Below are 1,964 nucleotides of genomic sequence, written 5' to 3'. Positions count from 1 at the left end.
GCAAAATGACAACCCATTATCTTTGTTTAGAATAGTTAATGGAACGATTACAAATGATAAAATAGAATAATTACATACCAGCGGCTTGATCAAATTGTGTAATTTTAAAGACTACATCTAATCCTCAAGATATAGAATTTTGAATATATAATCGTTTAAACCATGCTGTTGGTATTTTTAAAGCATAAAAAAAGCATCAATTAAATTGATGCTTTTTTTATTATATATTTAATTCTCCTTGATCCATCAAGTCTGGCTCATCGCCAGTAATTGCTCCCATTCCCATTTTAAGTAAAGTAACAAGAGTGTTATTTTTAGGATCCCAGTAGAATGCCTGATCAGGACGTACAGAAATCGCAGTAATGTTGGGGTCATTTACACCATCAAACCAAGCATCATCTGTGCTCTTATATAATTCTTTTATAATTTCGAAGTTGGTGGTAATACTTGCCTGACCAAATACATTTAAAAATTTCATTTTGCTTGCATCAGAATACACTAAATGCATTGCACTATTTAAATTGATGTTCTGGTTGTGCTGGCTATTTCTATTGCTTAAAAACCAAATCAAACCTTCCTCGTCTACTTTTTTAGTACTCATTGGTACCATATGTATTGGGTATTCCTTTAATCCACTTGCAAACATTGCAAAATCAATTTCGGTTGCTAGATCTTTTATCTTCTGTTTAGCCTCATCGCTAAATAAATTTTTAGTGCTCATAATAGTTTATTTATAGGTTTCAATTCTATTTTTTATTAAAGGTAAAGTACAAGGCCTAATAAACTATCGATTCATTATAATCTTGAAAATGTTTCATAAAATCTTACAAAATAGAATTTTAGATTCGTTTATGTTTTGGAATTTAAGTTACATGACTTACTCTGGGTTCCTTTTAAGAAATGCGCGGCGATTTGTAGAACAAGCGTAAATTCTTAAAGTTTTGTTAAATTATTTTAACTGAAAATACTTACCTTTGATCTATAATGTTTTAAAGTATGATATTTTTATCGTATTTTAAGGAAATATTACCATTTTTAAATTTTCATCAATAAAATTAAACCACCTATATGATAAAGAAATACTCTCTTATAACATTACTATTATTTCTTTTTGTCCATACTGCATACTCACAATTAAGTGATTTGCATTATTTGCCACCATTAAAACAAGTGTCAAATAATCAAGCAGTACAACAGCAAGCTTACTACCTCTCTACTCCAGAAACTGCGTCGTTTACCGTACAAGTTTTTGAAGGAACTGCGACAAGTCCTGTAGCGACACTCACAATTTCTAACGCGGCACCTGTAACCTATTCTCTAGCCAGCGGAGATAATAATATTTCGCTTGTTACAAATTCTAATACCGGAATTATATTGAGTAATAGTGGACTTCGTTTCTTTGCTCCTGGAGGTCAAAAATTCTATGTTAACTATAGAGGTCGATCTTCTGCACAAGCCACATCTTTAACATCAAAAGGGAGGCAAGCATTAGGTTTAAAATTCAAGTGGGGAGGAATTCCAAATCGAGCCAACAACGCAAATTTAACTACTACTTTAGGAATAATGGCAACAGAAGACAATACGACTGTCACCATAAGTGGTTACGACCCAGATTGTGAATTTAGATTAGGCAATGCTGCTGGAGGGATTACTAGTAACACAATAGATATCACCTTAAATGCAGGGCAATCTTATGTTGTTGAAGCTTTAAAAAATCAAACTAATGCCAACATTGACGGTTGGTTAGGCGCGACGATAACAGCTGATAAAAAAATTGCTATTAGTAATGGTGGATTGAACGTAGGAATACGAACCGGAAGCGGCTCAAGAGATGCAGCCATAGATCAACCCGTACCTCAAGACATTGTAGGTCGAGATTATGTATTTGTACGTGGAAACGGAACTAACGAAACTGAATTTCCTATAATAATAGGAACTCAAAACGGAACTGATATTTTTGTAAA

2 protein-coding genes are annotated in these 1,964 nt (G+C 33.0%); one reads left to right on the top strand and one right to left on the bottom strand.

Annotation, left to right across the window (positions count from 1 at the left end):
* Window positions 1–220 precede the first annotated feature (220 nt).
* On the bottom strand, window positions 221–721 hold the full coding sequence (locus P8M54_RS03250) for a pyridoxamine 5'-phosphate oxidase family protein (RefSeq protein ID WP_300285089.1): 501 nt from the start codon (window positions 719–721) through the stop codon (window positions 221–223).
* Between the two features lie 347 nt (window positions 722–1,068).
* On the opposite strand from P8M54_RS03250, the gene P8M54_RS03245 reads away from it, so the two are divergent.
* Window positions 1,069–1,964: IgGFc-binding protein (locus P8M54_RS03245; protein WP_300285086.1), on the top strand; the 896-nt coding region annotated here is incomplete at its 3' end.

The organism is Flavobacterium sp. (assembly GCF_029242675.1).
Lineage (GTDB): Bacteria > Bacteroidota > Bacteroidia > Flavobacteriales > Flavobacteriaceae > Flavobacterium.
Note: the sequence above shows the minus strand (reverse complement) of the source record. Positions and strands in the feature narration are given on the sequence as shown.

Bases quoted from the DNA above. Each gene is read 5' to 3' on its own strand.
- P8M54_RS03250 (WP_300285089.1), bottom strand. From the start codon at position 721: ATGAGCACTAAAAATTTATTTAGCGATGAGGCTAAACAGAAGATAAAA.